This window comes from Brevibacterium sp. Lmc1, assembly GCF_057654315.1.
In genome coordinates this window covers 1,711,534-1,727,670 of record NZ_CM172803.1, presented here as the reverse complement: position 1 = coordinate 1,727,670, position 16,137 = coordinate 1,711,534, and the positions used below count along the sequence as shown (strand labels likewise).

General features: G+C 64.1%; 17 protein-coding genes. 8 read left to right on the top strand and 9 right to left on the bottom strand.

The genetic code is table 11. The features are described 5' to 3' along the window. Window positions 1-32: 32 nt before the first annotated feature. The 3 genes from AC239G_RS07575 to AC239G_RS07565 form a co-directional block, all read right to left on the bottom strand. Entirely contained in the window at window positions 33-353 is a 321-nt protein-coding gene (locus AC239G_RS07575; protein WP_139466833.1) for a HigA family addiction module antitoxin, read from the bottom strand. Continuing rightward, entirely contained in the window at window positions 328-609 is a 282-nt protein-coding gene (locus tag AC239G_RS07570) for a type II toxin-antitoxin system RelE/ParE family toxin (RefSeq protein WP_139466832.1), read from the bottom strand. The genes AC239G_RS07575 and AC239G_RS07570 overlap by 26 nt, the downstream gene beginning before the upstream one ends. A gap of 228 nt (window positions 610-837) precedes the next feature. Next, window positions 838-1,818, bottom strand: a complete 981-nt coding sequence (locus AC239G_RS07565; protein ID WP_181270392.1) for an NAD(P)-dependent alcohol dehydrogenase — start codon at window positions 1,816-1,818, stop codon at window positions 838-840. 130 nt (window positions 1,819-1,948) lie between these two features. Here AC239G_RS07565 and AC239G_RS07560 point away from each other — a divergent pair, with 130 nt between their 5' ends. Beyond that, window positions 1,949-2,515, top strand: a complete 567-nt coding sequence (locus AC239G_RS07560) for a TetR/AcrR family transcriptional regulator (RefSeq protein ID WP_218973592.1) — start codon at window positions 1,949-1,951, stop codon at window positions 2,513-2,515. A 157-nt stretch (window positions 2,516-2,672) separates the two neighbouring features. Here the strand turns inward: AC239G_RS07560 and AC239G_RS07555 are convergent, their stop codons facing one another. Together AC239G_RS07555 and ychF are read right to left on the bottom strand one after the other, a co-directional pair. Continuing rightward, window positions 2,673-3,521, bottom strand: coding sequence for a serine hydrolase domain-containing protein (locus AC239G_RS07555; RefSeq protein WP_180345506.1), 849 nt, complete (start codon window positions 3,519-3,521; stop codon window positions 2,673-2,675). After that, window positions 3,518-4,621, bottom strand: a complete 1,104-nt coding sequence (gene ychF, locus AC239G_RS07550; RefSeq protein ID WP_434594876.1) for a redox-regulated ATPase YchF — start codon at window positions 4,619-4,621, stop codon at window positions 3,518-3,520. The genes AC239G_RS07555 and ychF overlap by 4 nt, the downstream gene beginning before the upstream one ends. 72 nt (window positions 4,622-4,693) lie before the next feature. Here ychF and AC239G_RS07545 point away from each other — a divergent pair, with 72 nt between their 5' ends. Beyond that, window positions 4,694-5,890, top strand: coding sequence for a DNA recombination protein RmuC (locus AC239G_RS07545; protein WP_487490032.1), 1,197 nt, complete (start codon window positions 4,694-4,696; stop codon window positions 5,888-5,890). 72 nt (window positions 5,891-5,962) lie between these two features. On the opposite strand, the gene AC239G_RS07540 is transcribed toward AC239G_RS07545, so the two are convergent. Further along, window positions 5,963-6,979 (bottom strand): 4-hydroxy-3-methylbut-2-enyl diphosphate reductase, encoded by a 1,017-nt coding sequence (locus AC239G_RS07540; RefSeq protein ID WP_139907501.1) that lies wholly within the window; start codon window positions 6,977-6,979, stop codon window positions 5,963-5,965. A 91-nt stretch (window positions 6,980-7,070) separates the two neighbouring features. Between AC239G_RS07540 and xseA the strand changes: the two genes are divergently transcribed. Together xseA and AC239G_RS07530 are read left to right on the top strand one after the other, a co-directional pair. After that, entirely contained in the window at window positions 7,071-8,378 is a 1,308-nt protein-coding gene (gene xseA / locus AC239G_RS07535; protein WP_139907500.1) for an exodeoxyribonuclease VII large subunit, read from the top strand. 52 nt (window positions 8,379-8,430) lie between these two features. Then, the gene (locus AC239G_RS07530; RefSeq protein ID WP_172168901.1) at window positions 8,431-8,670 is read left to right on the top strand and encodes an exodeoxyribonuclease VII small subunit; all 240 of its coding nucleotides are present in this window, start codon (window positions 8,431-8,433) and stop codon (window positions 8,668-8,670) included. Window positions 8,671-8,690: 20 nt separating this feature from the next. Here AC239G_RS07530 and AC239G_RS07525 read toward each other — a convergent pair whose 3' ends face one another. Then, window positions 8,691-9,260, bottom strand: coding sequence for a DUF4245 domain-containing protein (locus AC239G_RS07525; protein ID WP_487490031.1), 570 nt, complete (start codon window positions 9,258-9,260; stop codon window positions 8,691-8,693). Window positions 9,261-9,458: 198 nt separating this feature from the next. On the opposite strand from AC239G_RS07525, the gene glpX reads away from it, so the two are divergent. The 3 genes from glpX to AC239G_RS07510 all read left to right on the top strand — a co-directional run bounded on the left by glpX (window position 9,459) and on the right by AC239G_RS07510 (window position 12,765). After that, window positions 9,459-10,583, top strand: a complete 1,125-nt coding sequence (gene glpX, locus AC239G_RS07520; protein ID WP_139466822.1) for a class II fructose-bisphosphatase — start codon at window positions 9,459-9,461, stop codon at window positions 10,581-10,583. Between the two features lie 60 nt (window positions 10,584-10,643). Continuing rightward, the gene (locus AC239G_RS07515; protein ID WP_139466820.1) at window positions 10,644-11,270 is read left to right on the top strand and encodes a carbonic anhydrase; all 627 of its coding nucleotides are present in this window, start codon (window positions 10,644-10,646) and stop codon (window positions 11,268-11,270) included. Between the two features lie 91 nt (window positions 11,271-11,361). After that, window positions 11,362-12,765: a class II fumarate hydratase gene (locus tag AC239G_RS07510; protein WP_139907496.1), complete on the top strand. Its 1,404-nt coding sequence runs from the start codon at window positions 11,362-11,364 to the stop codon at window positions 12,763-12,765. 150 nt (window positions 12,766-12,915) lie between these two features. Here AC239G_RS07510 and phoH2 read toward each other — a convergent pair whose 3' ends face one another. Further along, window positions 12,916-14,223, bottom strand: a complete 1,308-nt coding sequence (phoH2, locus tag AC239G_RS07505) for an RNA 5'-3' helicase PhoH2 (RefSeq protein WP_139907495.1) — start codon at window positions 14,221-14,223, stop codon at window positions 12,916-12,918. A gap of 211 nt (window positions 14,224-14,434) precedes the next feature. Beyond that, window positions 14,435-15,196 (bottom strand): isoprenyl transferase, encoded by a 762-nt coding sequence (locus tag AC239G_RS07500; RefSeq protein ID WP_310650266.1) that lies wholly within the window; start codon window positions 15,194-15,196, stop codon window positions 14,435-14,437. Between the two features lie 103 nt (window positions 15,197-15,299). On the opposite strand from AC239G_RS07500, the gene trhA reads away from it, so the two are divergent. Next, window positions 15,300-16,085 carry a PAQR family membrane homeostasis protein TrhA gene (gene trhA, locus AC239G_RS07495; protein ID WP_487490030.1) on the top strand — a complete coding sequence of 262 codons (786 nt, stop codon included), beginning with the start codon at window positions 15,300-15,302 and terminating at the stop codon, window positions 16,083-16,085. Window positions 16,086-16,137 lie beyond the last annotated feature (52 nt).

The following is a 16,137-nucleotide window of genomic DNA, read 5'->3' as shown; positions in this document are numbered from 1 at the left end:
TGCAGAATCGCGGAGCTCTTACACGAGGACAGTCACGCAACCTCCAACGGCGTGATCGCGGCAACCTTGTCGTGAAGGACACGGCGCTCAAGCCGAAGCTCGTAGTTCGACTGCAGATTCATCCAGAGCTCCTCGGACGTTCCGAAGTAGCGCGCCAGACGGATCGCCGTATCAGCGGTGATCCCCCGCTTGCCGTGCACGATCTCGTTGATCCGGCGCGGCGGCACGCCGATGGACACCGCGAGCTTGTTCTGAGTGATCCCGAAGCCCTCGATGAAGTCCTCCATCAGGATCTCTCCCGGGTGGATCGGCTCGATCAGGTCGGCCTCAGTGGTAGTCGACGAGTTCGACATCGTCCGCACCTCCCTCTCTCCAGACGAAGCAGATACGCCATTGCGCGTTGACGCGGATGCTGTGCTGCCCGCGTCGGTCGCCGACCAGACGCTCCAGGCGGTTGCCCGGCGGGACCCGGAGGTCCTCGACATCCTTCGCCGCATGGATCAGCTCGAGCTTCCGCATGGCCGCCCGCTGCACCGTCCGGTCGACGCGCTTGACGTACTGCTCATGCCAGATGCGCTCGGCGTCCTTGCTGCCGAACGATCTGATCACGAGAGCATTCTATAACGGAAACCGTCAATAACGCTAGACGTTAAACCTGAACTCAACCGAGTTCCGGTACGGAACAACCTCTGGGTTCTACAGGTCTTCCAGTCTCGGTGGGCGGTCATGCGGTATGTGGGGGCCGTCAAGTACGCCATCACCCCTTCCGGAACCCAGACCCGAGATGGCGTCAACGATGCCGGACCGAATCCGTTGTCCCCGGCAACGAATTACCGGTCAGTCCACTGCCCCCGACGCCGTCTCTTCGACGACGAGGACAACCTTGCCGTGCACCCCGCCGGCCTCAAGCCTGGCGTGAGCGTCACCTATGCGGTCGAGAGGATAGACCTCATCGACGATCGGCTGCAGGTGCCCGTCTTCCGCCAACCGAGCCACCTCACCGATGAGTGCAGCGGTCGGGTGCCCGAGGAAGAAGCGTATGCGGCGGCCACCGAAGATGCTCGACGCGGCGATACCGGCCAGGCTCCGCGCCTTGCGATCGACGTCGAATGACACTGCGACCATCCGTCCGCGGGGCGCGAGGTGTTTCCGCAGTTCCCACAGATCAGTTCCACGCGTATCGAACACCACGTCGAAGGTCCCGATGGCGTCGAGGGAGGTGCGATAGTCGATCACCTCATCTGCGCCGAGTCCTCGGACGAACTGTTCACTCGACTGGCTGGACAGCGCGGTGACGTGCGCACCGTACAGTCGGCCGAGCTGCACGGCGACACTGCCCACGCCGCCGGAGGCGCCGCGCACCAGCAGTCGTTCGCCGGCCCGCAGCCGGGCCTTGTCCCGGAGCCCGACGACTGCGGTCGCAGCCCCGGCCAGCACGCTGACCGCGTCTGTTGCGCTCCACCCCTCGGGCATCCGGGAAACTCGGCCTGAATCGATCGCCACCGCCTCTGCGGCCGCACCCACCGAGCCGCGCTCGTCGACGGTTCCCCACACCCGGTCCCCGATCGAGAACTCGGTGACGCCGGGCCCCAGCGCCAGAATCTCACCTGCAAAGTCGATGCCAACATACCTCGGCAGGCTTACCCGGGCGAGTGCACGCAATTTGCCCCGCCGCTGAGCGAGCTCGCCGCCGTTGACAGAACTGGCTTCCACCTTGACGAGAACCTGCCCTGCGCCCGCCGCCGGCATCGCGACCCGCATGACCTCCAGGACCTCGGGTCCGCCATAGCGGCGGAAGCCCGCTGCTGCCATCGTCATCGTGATCTCACACTCCCTGAGTCGTTCCTACCTTCCCGGGCAACGGTACCGCGGAAGTGGGCAGGCCTATCCGTTTTCCGGTAAAGTGGGAGTGTACTCCTGTTCGGTCTCTCACATCGGAGGTGAGGTCGTGGCCGAGTCGATGAATCGAGCGGATGCGCGTCGAAACCGCGTTCGCATCATTAACGCAGCACGTGCGGCGTTCTCCGACCATGGGCTCGAGGTGTCGGCCGCCGCAGTCGCGCGCCACGCCGGTGTCGGAACGGCCACGCTGTACCGGCATTTTCCCACCCGCTCCGACCTGATCGACGCCGTGTTCGGCCACGAGATCGAACACTGCCTGGCCTTCCTCGCGGACGCCGCCAGAACCTCGGACCCGTGGCAAGGGCTCGGTAAGGCGCTCGACGCAGTCGTCGATCTGGAGCTGGCTGCGCCAGGCCTAGCGAGCATCATCACGACGAGCGACCGGTCCGCGCCGCTCCTCGAGCAATTTAACCGGCACGTGCTCCAGGATCTCGAACGCCTAGCCGAGCGGGTGCGCGGCACCAGCGAGGCTCGCCCCGATCTGACCAGCGGGGACATCGGCTTGCTTCTCACCGGCGTACGTGCCATCGCGGCAGGCGGTGGCCCTCAAATCCGCACCCGCTGCCGCAGGTTCATCACGCTCATCACCGAAGGCGTACGCCGTCACCGGTAGCCCATGCGCGGGCAGGCGCGACAGCCCACCGTCGGCCGCTCCCGGATCTCCCGGGTTCCCAACCAGGGACCTCTTCTACGATCCTCCCGGATCGCCTGGTGCACGGCATGATGGAGCGCGTTCGACATCCCTCGCGAGCGGGAATACGCCCATGGGTTCAGTTCGAGAAACGGAACTCGACTGCGTGCCCGTCCCGGCTCTCGACATCATCGACACATGACTGGATCAGGTCCAAATCCTCCCGTTGGCCCTCTGCGACCCGCCCGCTCCAACGGAGTCCATCAGCACTCGCTGCGGCGAAGAGGTTGAAGCCTGGTCCCTGACCGCCGTGACCAACGAGTGTCACCGGCTCGCCTTTGCTCATGATCCCGAGGCCGTATCCGGCATGGGGTGACAGTGGGTGCCGGGCCGGAGCGTTGACCGGGACCGATTGCATCATCAAGTGGGGAATATCGTCGCCAAGTTCGCCGCGCATGACCGCCGCGATTCCCCGGGCCGCTTCGTCAGGCTCAGCAGCGAACGTACCTGTGAATACCCATCCGGGATCGTAAGCACGAAGCTCTTCCCCGATTGACTCGTGCGTGCAGGCGCGCCAGTCGCCACGGGACGCGAAGGGGAAGGCCACAACACCGAGCGGCTGGAGTACTCGACGGGAGATTGCGGTGAAGAAGTCTGCGGATTCGTCGTACTCAAGAGCAAGTCGCAGCAGGGAGAAACCGATATTGGAGTACCGGAACCGGCCAGCACGATCAACGACTGCGCCTGCGATAACACGGTCGATCTCCCACGCATCGTCACGCGCTTCTACTGCTACGCGGTAATCCGCCCACCCGAAGTAGTCGTTGAGGCCCGAGGTGTGGCTCAGCAGGGCACGCACAGTCACCGGGCGAAGGGACTCCGGCAAAGCGGGAACCAGCTCACCAAGCTGCCCATCGACATCGAAGGAGCGAAGCACCGCGACAGCCGTGTAAGCCTTGGCAATGCTGTACACCGGAACAACGCTCACTTCTTTCCACCAGAGGTTAATCCGCTACGAAACTCCACCACGTCCCCATCGACCATGATGTAGTCCTTGCCTTCCATCCGGACCTTGCCGGCGGACTTCGCGGCAGCCATCGAACCGTTCGCATCGAGATCATCGAAGGACACGATTTCGGCCTTGATGAAGCCCTTCTGGAAGTCTGTATGGATGACTCCGGCCGCTTCGGGGGCGGTGGCACCCTTCGGAATCGTCCACGCACGGGATTCCTTGGGCCCGGCCGTCAGATAGGTCTGCAGACCCAGGGTGTCGAAGCCGACTCGGGCGAGCTGATCGAGTCCGCTCTCTTCCTGGCCGGTCGATTCGAGCATCTCCCGGGCTTCCTCCTCGTCGAGTTCGGCGAGTTCGGACTCGAACTTCGCGTCGAGGAAGATCGCCTCGACGGGAGCCACCAGTGCCCGCATCTCATTCTTCTTGTCCTCATCGGCGAGCACCTCGTCGTCGACGTTGAACACGTAGAGGAAGGGCTTGACCGTCATCAGCTGCAGCTCGCGCAGTGCACTGACATCGAACTTCTCGGCCTGCATCGCCTGGTAGAGCGTCCGCCCGCCTTCGAGGATCTCGGTGGCGGCATCGATCGCAGTCAGCTGCTCAGCAGGAGCGCGCTTGCCCTTGACTTCCTTCTCGATCCGGGGCCGAGCCTTCTCCAATGTCTGGAGGTCGGCGAGGATGAGCTCGGTGTTGATCGTATCGATGTCGTCTGCGGGGCTGATCTTGCCGTCGACGTGGACGACGTCGTCGTCGACGAATCCGCGGATGACCTGGCAGATCGCATCGGCTTCGCGGATGTTGGCGAGGAACTGGTTGCCCAGGCCTTCCCCTTCGGAAGCGCCGCGCACGATTCCAGCGATATCGACGAAGTCGACGGTGGCATTGAGGATGCGTTCGGAGCCGAAGATCTCAGCCAGTCGCGTGAGTCGCTCGTCCGGCAGCGGGACCACGCCCACGTTCGGTTCGATCGTCGCGAACGGGTAGTTCGCCGCGAGAACTTGGTTCTTGGTCAGTGCGTTAAACATGGTCGACTTGCCGACATTGGGCAGTCCCACGATTCCAATAGTCAAAGCCACGGTATCCAAGTCTAGCCGTCGCCGAGGTGGTCCTCGAATTCTCGTGTCAGTGCCCTCTGTCACCCTGGGATCATGAATGCTTTCCCCGCATCCGCAGTCATCATCGCCTTCATCGTGGCGATCGTCCTCGCCGCCGCGCTCGGATTCCTCCTCGGCCGCAGTCTCACCCGTTCCCGCTATCTCGAGAGACTCACTCGCGCCGAGACCACGTCACGCATCCTGTCCGAGCGCACCGAAGATCTCGAGGCCGATGCGCAGATGGCCGGTGAGATCACCGCCGCCATCGGGCCGTTGGCGGCAAGCGTGAAGAATCTGCAGGAGAACCTGCACTCCCAGGACCGCACGCAGATCGAACAGATCACCCGACTGAACTCCCAGATCGGGCACCTCAGCCAACAGAACCTCCGCCTCCAGGAATCGACCGGGTCACTGGCCAACGCTTTGAATTCGACGACCCACCGTGGAGACTGGGGCGAGGTCCAGCTCAAACGCATCGTCGAATATGCCGGCCTCCTCCCCCACGTCGACTTCGACACGCAGGTCAGCGCCGACCGGGACGGCAAGCGCCACCGCCCCGATATGGTCGTCCATCTGCCCGGCGGCGGCACGATCGTCATCGATGCGAAGACACCGTTGTCGGCACGGATGAACAAGGACTCCGTCGAGGCGGCCGACTCCGGCACGGGCGGTCAGGACCATGCCCGCGCCCTGTTGCGACATGTTGATGCCCTGGCGTCGAAGGAGTACTGGAAGGCGTTCGATGCCTCCCCCGACTTCGTCGTCTGCTTCGTGCCCACCGACGGTCTGCTCTCCGCGGCCGCGGCAAGCTACCCGAAGATGATCGATCATGCACTGGGCAAGAACGTCGTCCTCGCCTCACCAGCGACTCTGCTGGTGCTGTTGAAGACCGTGGCGCTCAACTGGCGGCAGGCGGACATGTCCACCTCGGCGGCCGAGGTGCTCCGACTCGGCACGGAACTCTACGAACGTATCGGCACCCTTGTCACCCACGTGTCACGGATGGGTGCCAGCCTGGACCGCTCGGTCGAGGACTACAACCGGTTCGTCTCCTCGCTGGAGTCGCGCTTCCTCGTCACCGCGCGAAAGTTCCCCTCGACGGGAATCGTCGCCGACGAGCTCGACGCCGTGGCCGAACTCGATACTCGTTCTCGCGGCATCAGCGCCGAGGAACTCAGTCGGCCGCGGGCCATGGACTTCGATGATCGTGGTCCGACTCATCTGCGCGGTCGGCAGACGGGGACAAGCTGAGAATCGACAGCGTTCGTCGACTCCGTTGAGTCGTGGAAGTCCCCGTCGCGTCGCGCAGCGGAATTGCTCAGCTCAGCCGAGTTTGCGCAGTTCCTTCGGCAGCGAGAAGATGAGGTCCTCTTCGGCGGTGACGACCTCTTCGACGGTGTCGAATCCGTATTCGGCCAGCAGCTGCAGCACGTCCTGGACGAGGTTCTCCGGAACGCTCGCACCTGAGGTGACACCGACCGTGGCCACGTCGTGGAACCATGTCTCGTCGATCTCGCGGGCGAAGTCGACACGGTAGGCAGCCTTCGCCCCGTGTTCGAGAGCGACTTCGACGAGGCGAACGGAGTTCGAGGAGTTCGCCGACCCGACGACGATGACGAGATCCGCGTCGGGCCCGACCTTCTTCACCGCGACCTGCCGGTTCTGTGTCGCGTAGCAGATGTCATCGCTGGGTGGATTCTGCAGGTGCGGGAAGCGCTCACGCAGGATCTCAACCGTTTCCATGGTCTCGTCCACGCTCAAGGTCGTCTGTGAGATCCACACCAGCTTCTCGGCATCGGGAACCTCGATGGTGCGGGCCTCTTCCGGGCTCTGCACCAGTGTGATGTGCTCCGGCGCCTCGCCCATGGTGCCTTCGACCTCTTCATGCCCGGCATGGCCGACGAGGAGGATGCGGAAGCCGTCCCGGGCGAACCGGATGGCCTCCTTGTGGACTTTCGTCACCAACGGGCATGTCGCATCGATCGTCGACAGCGAACGCTGGGCAGCCTCGGTGTGCACGGCCGGTGAGACTCCGTGAGCGGAGAACACGACCCGAGCACCTTCCGGGACTTCATCGGTGTCATCGACGAAGACGGCCCCGCGTTCGGACAGGGTCTCGACGACATGTCGGTTGTGCACGATCTCTTTGCGGACATAGATCGGTGCGCCGAAGTGCACGAGGGCGCGCTCAACGGCGATGACAGCACGATCGACGCCGGCACAATAGCCTCGCGGTGCGGCCAGCAGCACCCTCTTGTCTGCATTGACCGGAGTGCGGATCTCGCCCGGTGCCAAACGCCGGCGCGGAATGGTCGGGGCAGGTACTGAAACGACGCTCACCCGTTCAGTCTAAGCCGGAGCCATCGACTGCGGCCAGGAATGGGCTGCGTCAGTGCCGTTCGTTAGGCTTGGGATTCGGAAGGGGACTTAAATGGCGCAAAGAATTTCCGGCACTCCCGGCACGCTCGGTGAAACAGCCGAGCCGAAGGAGCTCGCCGCCACCGCAGCCGAGACCACGGCGGAGAATCCGTGGCCGCTGAGTCTGCTGTCTTCGAAGATGAAATCCTATATCGACCGCATGTCGAGCGTGTGGATCGAAGGGCAGGTCGTCGAGCTCAACCATCGAGGCAAGGCCAGCTACCTGACCCTGCGCGACACCGATGTCGAGATGTCCTTGCCGGTCCAGATCTGGAAGAACGTCCTCGACCGCACCGGGGCTCCTCTGACCGAGGGCAGCCACGTCGTCGCCAATCTCAAAGCCGATTTCTGGACTAAGACCGGTCGGCTGACGATGCGCGCCAACGATATCCGCGCCGTCGGCCTCGGCGAACTCCTCGCCCGCCTCGAACGATTGAAGAAACAGCTGGGCGCCGAGGGGCTCTTCGATCCCAACCGGAAGCTGCGCCTGCCGTTCCTGCCGAACCGGATCGGGCTGATCACCGGACGGGATTCGGATGCGCAGAAGGACGTCATCCGCAATGTGCACCTTCGCTGGCCTGCCGCCGAATTCGAAGTCCGCAACTGTGCAGTGCAAGGCCCGGATGCCGTGCCGGGAGTGATGAAGAACCTCGCCGAACTCGACGCGGACCCGCAGATCGATGTCATCGTCATCGCCCGCGGCGGCGGCAGCATGGAAGACCTCCTGCCGTTCTCCAACGAAGCACTCGTCCGTGCCGTCTCCGCCGCGCAGACACCGGTCGTCTCGGCGATCGGGCACGAGGCGGACCGGCCCATCCTCGATGAGGTCGCTGACATGCGGGCGTCAACACCAACAGATGCCGCAAAGAGGATTGTTCCGGATGTCGCCGAGGAAGGCATGAATCTGCTGCGTGCCCGTGCCGAGCTCGAAGCTGCCGTCAATCGCATCCTCGACCGCGAACAGGAGATGCTCACCGCCGTGCGATCACGGCCGGTGCTCGCCGAACCGCAGACGATGATCACCGCGCATGAGAACGAGCTGACAACGATCCGCCGCCGCAGCCTGCAGGCGACGAACGGACGGCTCATCCAAGCTCAGAACGAGATCCAGCATCTTCGTTCCCAAGCCAGGTCCCTCTCTCCCCTGCGGACGTTGGAGCGCGGCTACGCCGTGGTGCAGACCGACGAGGGTCAGGCCGTCCGCAATGCCGCCGAAGTCGCCGCCGGCGACACCGTCCATGTCCGGGTCGCTCGTGGTCGTTTCGACGCAGATATCACCGAGGTCACTCCGGAGACCGACGATTCGACGACCGACGACTGACTACAACTCCACACTCTGTACACGTTCCACACACTCTGCGAAGGAGACACCGATGACCGAACCGACGACCCAACAGGACCAGCCCGATATCAGCACGCTCAGCTACGAGCAGGCGCGCGAAGAACTCGTCATGACCGTCAAGCGTCTGGAGACCGGCAACCTGCCGCTCGAAGAGTCACTGCGGCTGTGGGAGCGCGGCGAGGCCCTGGCCGACCGGTGCCAGGCGTGGCTCGACGGAGCACGGGAACGCCTCGACAAGGCCCGTGAGGAGACCTCAAACGACACCGAATAGAACTTCAGGTCAGCCTGGGATCACTTCAGTTCGGCGGCGACCTGATCGGCGAAGCTGTTGACGGTGTCCGGCGCAGCGGTGGCAGTCAGAACGACATACATATCGCCCTTGTGCGTGACCCAGTATTTCTTAGCTTCCTCGGTGCGGTAGACCTGGAAGTCGGCGCCGCCGACGGTCACCTTCTCGGCGGCGACAGCCTCATCGGTCTTCCGCTTCGCCCAGTTCGCACTCGCTTCGGCCTGTTCGATGCTCACCCATTGGTCGTCGGGGCCGATGAACGACATGTACCACGAGGTGTATTCGGAGTCGCCCACGCGGTCGAGGCTGGCTTCGTTCGACGTCCATCCGCGCGGGATCTGCGGAACGATGAGGTCGAAATCGGCGTTGCCCTGGGACTGCTCGGCGATCCCCTGATAGTCGACGACACGTTCTGAGTCGACTTCGGGCTGCGGGGCGAGGAACAGGATCCCGACGGCGACCGCCAGACAGGCGAGGATCGCGATGACCATATTGACCCAGTTCGAGTTCTTGCGCAGGAAGCGCATCTCTTCCCGGGACCCCGGCAGCATCACTCCGGACTCATCAGCCATGGACTCTCCCCTAGGACTCGGCGTCGCCTCGTCGACGACCGTTCGAGTACCCGTCTCGTCGGCAGCATTTCGGACATTCACACCGCCATTGTCCTCGGCTCGCGCGCGAAGGGCCAATTCCGGCCCGAGGACGTGACTGCGGCCACAAGCGGACACCGCTGTCGCGACCTCGATCACAGGGGTGGCACAATTGGAGGCATGAGTGACTCCAAAGAGCCTGTTGACGTGAAATCTCACCATGACCGAGGACGAGTTGATGAGGAGGCTCCGCCTGTCGCAGTGACCGACTCATGGTCACAGAAGGCTCAGGTCGAGTCGGATGCTCCCGACCGCAACTTGGCTCTGGAGCTCGTCCGAGTCACCGAGGCCGCAGCCATCGCCGCCGCCCCCTGGGTCGGCCGCGGCGACAAGAACGCAGCCGACGGAGCAGCCGTGGCCGCGATGCGCAATGTCATCTCCACCGTCCGCATGGCCGGCACCGTCGTCATCGGCGAAGGTGAGAAGGACGAAGCTCCGATGCTCTTCAACGGCGAGCAGGTCGGCGACGGCGGAGGACCGCACTGCGATGTTGCTGTCGACCCGATCGATGGCACTCGCCTGACCGCTCTGGGCATGCCCAATGCGATCTCGGTCATGGCTGTGACCGAAGACGGTGCGATGTATGACCCCTCGGCCGTGTTCTACATGGAGAAGCTCGTCACCGGCCCCGATGCCGCTGATGCCGTCGACATGCGTCTGCCGATCGCTGAGAACATCCGCCGCGTTGCCAAGGCGAAGGGAACGAAAGATCCCGCCTCGGTGACGGTGATGATCCTCGACCGCCCCCGCCACCAGCAGATGATCGATGAGATCCGCGCCGCCGGAGCTCGCATCCAGCTCATCACCGATGGCGACGTCGCTGGAGCCATCGCCGCCTGTCGTCCCGGAACCGGCGTCGACATGCTCATGGGCATCGGCGGTACCCCCGAAGGCATCATCACCGCCTGCGCCATCAAAGCACTCGGCGGAGTCATCCAGGGCCGTCTGTGGCCGCAGGACGACACAGAGCGCGAGGCCGCTGCCAAGGCCGGTCTCGACATCAATCAGGTGCTCAACACCGATGACCTCGTCACCGGTGACAACAGCTACTTCGTCGCCACAGGCATCACGAACGGCGACCTGCTCGACGGAGTGAAGTTCCAGGGTGGCCACGTCACCACGCATTCCCTGGTGATGAGGTCGAAGTCGGGGACCGTCCGGCAGGTCTTCGCCGAGCACCAGGCCGCGAAGACCCACTCCTACGTGGAGGCCGCCGAAGAAGCCGCACGCCGCGGATTGGTCTGACCTCCAATCGCACCCGGTCCCGGGCGCGATGCACACAACTCGGAAGCAGGTGCGAAAGCAATGCCCAATCAGGCGTGGAAGCGACTCCTCGAGGGAAACCAGCGTTTCGTCGACGATGTCCCTCAGCACCCCAACCAGGACACGGCGCGACGTGAGTCACTGTCGGGCAGCCAGACCCCGTTCGTCACTCTCTTCGGCTGCTCGGATTCCCGAGTCGCCGCAGAGATGATCTTCGATGTCGGCCTCGGTGACATGTTCGTCGTGCGCAATGCCGGACAGGTCGTCGACCCGGTCACCTTGGGCTCGCTCGAATACGGAGTCGAGATGCTCGGCACTCCCCTGCTCGTCGTGCTCGGCCACGACAGCTGCGGGGCCGTGACCGCGGCATACAACGCCTACGACTCGGGTGAGACTCCCCCGGGATTCATCTCCGACGTCGTCGCCCGCATCCTGCCGACGGTGGCCCGGGCGCGCAAGAACGGGCGCACCACCATCAACGAGACCGTCGGGCAGAACACCATGGACACGGTCGACAAGATCATGCAGCTGTCCACGATCATCAAGACCGCCGTCGAAGAGGGCCGACTCATCATCGTCGGACTCACCTACCAACTCCACGACGGCCACACCACGGTCGTCGCCCAGTACGGAGGCGACGAGGCCGCGGTCTCCACCTATGCTTCCTGAGCGACCGGCCACCTCGGTGGACAGCCGTTCAGTCTCCCAACGAGCCTGAGCTCCGCAATCATTTCCCAGGCACCCAACGGAAAGGACAACAATGACCGAAGAATTTCGCATCGAACACGACACCATGGGTGAGGTCAAAGTCCCCAAGGACGCCCTCTACAGCGCACAGACCCAGCGTGCCGTCGAGAACTTCCCGATCTCGGGCAAGACCCTCGAATCCGCTCACATCGCCGCACTGGCTCAGGTGAAGAAGGCCGCTGCGAAGGCCAACGCCGAACTCGGCGTGCTTGACGAGGCCCGCGCCACAGCCATCCAGAACGCCGCCGACCGGGTCATCGCAGGCGAATTCGACGCCCACTTCCCGATCGACGTGTTCCAGACCGGCTCGGGAACCTCGTCGAACATGAACACCAACGAGGTCCTTGCCTCGTTGGCGACCAAGGCGCTCGAAGCCGACGGAATCAACGTCCACCCGAACGACCACGTCAACGCCTCGCAGTCGTCGAACGACGTCTTCCCCACCTCGGTGCACCTGGCAGTGACCAAGGCCCTGGTCAACACCCTCATCCCGGCCATGGACACCCTGGCGACTTCGCTGGAGAAGAAGGCGAAGGAGTTCTCCTCGATCGTCAAGTCCGGACGCACCCACCTCATGGATGCCACTCCGGTGACTCTCGGTCAGGAGTTCGGCGGCTACGCAGCTCAGGTCCGTTACGGGATCGAGCGCATCGAAGCTTCCCTGCCGCGCGTGGCAGAGGTCCCGCAGGGCGGAACCGCTGTGGGCACCGGCATCAACACCCCCGACGGCTTCTCCTCCCGCGTGGTCGAGATCCTCGCCGAGGAGACCGGACTGCCGATCACCGAGGCTCGCAACCACTTCGAGGCCCAGGCCAACCGCGACGGACTCATCGAGGCCTCCGGTCAGCTGCGGACCATCGCCTACGGCTACATGAAGATCTGCAACGACCTGCGCTGGATGGGTTCGGGACCGAACACCGGCCTCGGCGAGATCGCCATCCCCGACCTGCAGCCCGGTTCGTCGATCATGCCCGGCAAGGTCAACCCGGTCATCTGCGAGGCCACCATTCAGGTCGCCGCACAGGTCATCGGCAATGACACCTCCGTGTCGCTGTCGTCGACCAACGGCGCGTTCGAGCTCAACGTCGGCATCCCCGTCATGGCCTCGAACCTGCTCGAGTCGATCCGCCTGCTCGCGAACGCCTCGACCGTCATGGCCGAGAAGATGATCGACGGACTCACCGCCAACGAGGAGCGTGCCCGCTTCCTCGCCGAGGCGAGCCCCTCCATCGTCACCCCGCTGAACAAGGTCATCGGCTACGAGGCGGCCGCGAAGATCGCGAAGCACGCCGTGGCTGAGAAGATGACCGTCAAGGAAGCGACGATCGCGCTCGGCTTCGTCGAGAACGGCTCCATCACCGAGGCGGACCTCGACAAGGCCCTCGACGTCACCACCATGATCGGCAGCTACAAGTAAGCCTCCGATCTGACAGAACGAAACGGCGCCCGGACGGATACCGTCCGGGCGCCGTTTCGTGTTGGCGGCCGCTCAGCGTCCCGTCGACCGCTCACCGAACATCGCGAGACATCGGCGGTAACGTGAGCGGTCGGCGACCGGAGCAGAGGCTCAGGACCGGAACGGGTCGAATTCCTCGAGCACATCGGTGACCAGGGCGGCGATCTCCGACCGCTCCGACCGCGTCAGCGTGACATGCGCGAACAGTTCGTGGCCCTTGAGCTTCTCGATCACCGCGGCGACTCCGTCGTGCCTGCCCACTCGCAGGTTGTCGCGCTGGGCGACATCGTGGGTGAGCACCACCTTCGAGTTCATTCCGATGCGCGAGAGCACGGTCAGCAGAACATTGCGCTCCAACGACTGCGCTTCATCGACGATGACGAATGCATCGTGGAGGGACCGTCCGCGGATGTGGGTGAGCGGAAGCACCTCGAGGATCTCCCTGTTGACCACCTCGTCGATGACGTTCTTGCTCACCAGCGCACTGAGGGTGTCGAATACGGCCTCCGCCCAGGGGTTCATCTTCTCACCTTCGCTGCCGGGCAGGTAGCCGAGGTTCTGTCCGCCCACTGCGTAGAGGGGACGGAAGACCATGATCTTCGAGTGCTTGTTCTCCTCGAGCACCTTCTGCAGACCTGCCATGAGGGCCAGCGCGGACTTCCCCGTTCCGGCTCGCCCTCCCATCGACACGATCCCCAGGGCGTCGTCGAGCAGCATGTCGATGGCGATCCGCTGTTCTGCCGACCGTCCGTGGACGCCGAAGATGTCACGATCGCCACGCACCATCGACACTCGGTTGCCGCTGCGCACACGTCCCAGTCCGGATCCGCGCGGTGAGGTGATGACGACCCCGGTGTTGACCACCTCGTCGGAGACATCCTCGGTGACGACCGACCCCGAATCGTAGAACTCGTTCATCTGCTCGTCGTCGAGGCCGAGCTCGCTCATCCCGGTGAACCCGGAGTCGACGGCCAGCTCCGCCAGATACTCCTCCGCGTGCAGACCCAGGGCCGAAGCTTTCACTCGCATCGGCACGTCCTTGGTCACGACAACCACGTCACAGCCTTCGGCAGAGAGGTTGCGGGCCACGGCCAGGATGCGGGTGTCGTTCTCCGTCCGGTCGAAGCCGACCGGCATCGTGGAGGCGTCGATGTGGTTGAGCTCGACCCGCAGCGTTCCGCCTGCGTCACCGACGGGAATGGGCTGATCCAACCGGTCGTAGTCAGAACGGAAGTCGTCGAGGATGTGGAGGGCTTTGCGTGCGGTGAATCCGAGTTCGGGATGATTGCGTTTGCCCTCGAGTTCGGAGACGACGATGAGCGGGATGACGACGTGGTGTTCGGCGAAGCGCAGAAGCGCTCCGGGATCCGACAGCAGCACCGAGGTGTCGAGAACGTAGGTGTGGACTTTTTCAGCCATGAGGACCTCTGAGGCGTGAGTTCCGCCGAGATCCGGTTCTGACATCCCCCGATCTCGGGTTGGTGTCGACCAACTACAGCCAACCTAACCCGGTTCGCCCCCGCAGGCGGTAGCGGCACGCGTGCTCGGGCAAGTCAGGGTCATGAACTTCGAGTGAATGCGGGATTCCCCCGTCAGACGGCCGCTGGGTCTCGCCGACGCCGGGCACGACCTATTTGCCGAAGCGCCGCTGCCGCAGACCGTAGTCGCGCACGGCTCGGAGGAAGTCCGTACGGCGGAAGTCCGGCCAATAGGCTTCGCAGAAATAGAACTCCGAATAGGCGCTCTGCCACATGAGGAAGCCGGAGAGTCGCTGCTCTCCCGAGGAGCGGATGATGAGGTCGGGATCGGGTTGGCCCTTGGTGTAGAGGTGTTCGCCGATCTGCTCCGGCGACAGTTCGGAGATTATCGACTCCAGGTCCATGCCGTCGTCGGTCCGTGTGCGCAGCAGGGACTTCACAGCATTGACGATCTCCTGCCGACCGCCGTAGCCGACGGCGACGTTGACGCGCATTCCACAGTTCTCGGTCGTCGACACCGCTTCGAGGCGGGCACGCAGATCCGGGGGAACGATGTCGAGATCACCGACGAGCTGGACGCCGACGCCGTCGAGTGCCGCGATCTTCTCCACCAGGTCCGAGATGATCTCGATGAGGATCGAAACCTCTTCTGCCGAGCGGGCGAGGTTCTCTTTGGACAGAACGTAGAGAGTGACGATCTCCACATCGATCTCGTGGCACCAGCCGAGGAACTCGACGATCTTCGCCGCTCCGGCGCGGTGACCGTCAGCGGTCGTCGCACCGAACTCCTTGGCCCACCTGCGGTTGCCGTCGGTGATGACTCCGACGTGACGTGGAACCGGAACCGACTTGTCGAGCTCACGTTTGAGCCGTCGCTCGTACAGCCGATAGAGCAGGTTCACGGGTCGCGCCACAGCTGTCCTCTTCCACATGGGTCGTCGGTCGGTTCGAATACTGTACAGACTACTAGCCGATGATGCTGAATGAGGCCTCAGGTCCGCTGGCTACCATGGAGCTATGAATGCTTCGCTCACCGATTCCTCTCCGGTCGTTCCCGACGGCGCCGGGCCGGTCGGTTCAGCGGGCGCGGATGACGTTCCGCCCGCCGATGACCACCGCATCGCCCGTCGCCGCTCAGCACTGCGCGCCGAACTGACGAAGTTGGCGGGTCAGGTCAAGCCGAAGCTGCGCGGTTGGTTCCACGCCGGGGCGTTCCCTCTGGCGATGATCGGCGGCCTGGCTTTGGTGATCATCTCCCCGACCATCGAGTCGCGCATCGCCGCCGCGATCTTCGCCGTCACCGGCATGCTGCTCTTCGGCACCTCCGCCGTCTATCACCGAGGCCGCTGGCGCACCCGCGTCCGCCTCGTCCTGCGGCGGCTCGACCACGCGAATATCTTCCTCATCACCGCCGGTACGTACACACCGCTGGCAGTGCTGATGCTCCGCACCGACCAGGCAGTCCTCCTGCTGTCCGTGCTGTGGGGTGCCGCCGCACTCGGCGCTGCCTTCCGTACGATCTTCACCACCGCACCGAGGTGGCTCTTCGTCCCGATCTACGTCGGGTTCGGCGTCGCCGGAGTCGGGTACATTCCCCAGATCTGGGCCACGAACTTCCCCGTCGGACTCCTCGTCGTCCTCGGCGGCGTGTGCTACATCGCCGGCGCGGTGATCTACGGGATCAAGCGCCCGAACCCCTCACCGAAGTGGCTCGGCTTCCATGAGATCTTCCACATCTTCACGATCCTCGGCTACGGCGGCCACCTCGCCGCACTCATCATCGCCGCCGTCGCAGCCTACTGAACTCCAATCGACTGAGTCCGCACGGACGCACACGGCGCGATCACCGATCGGT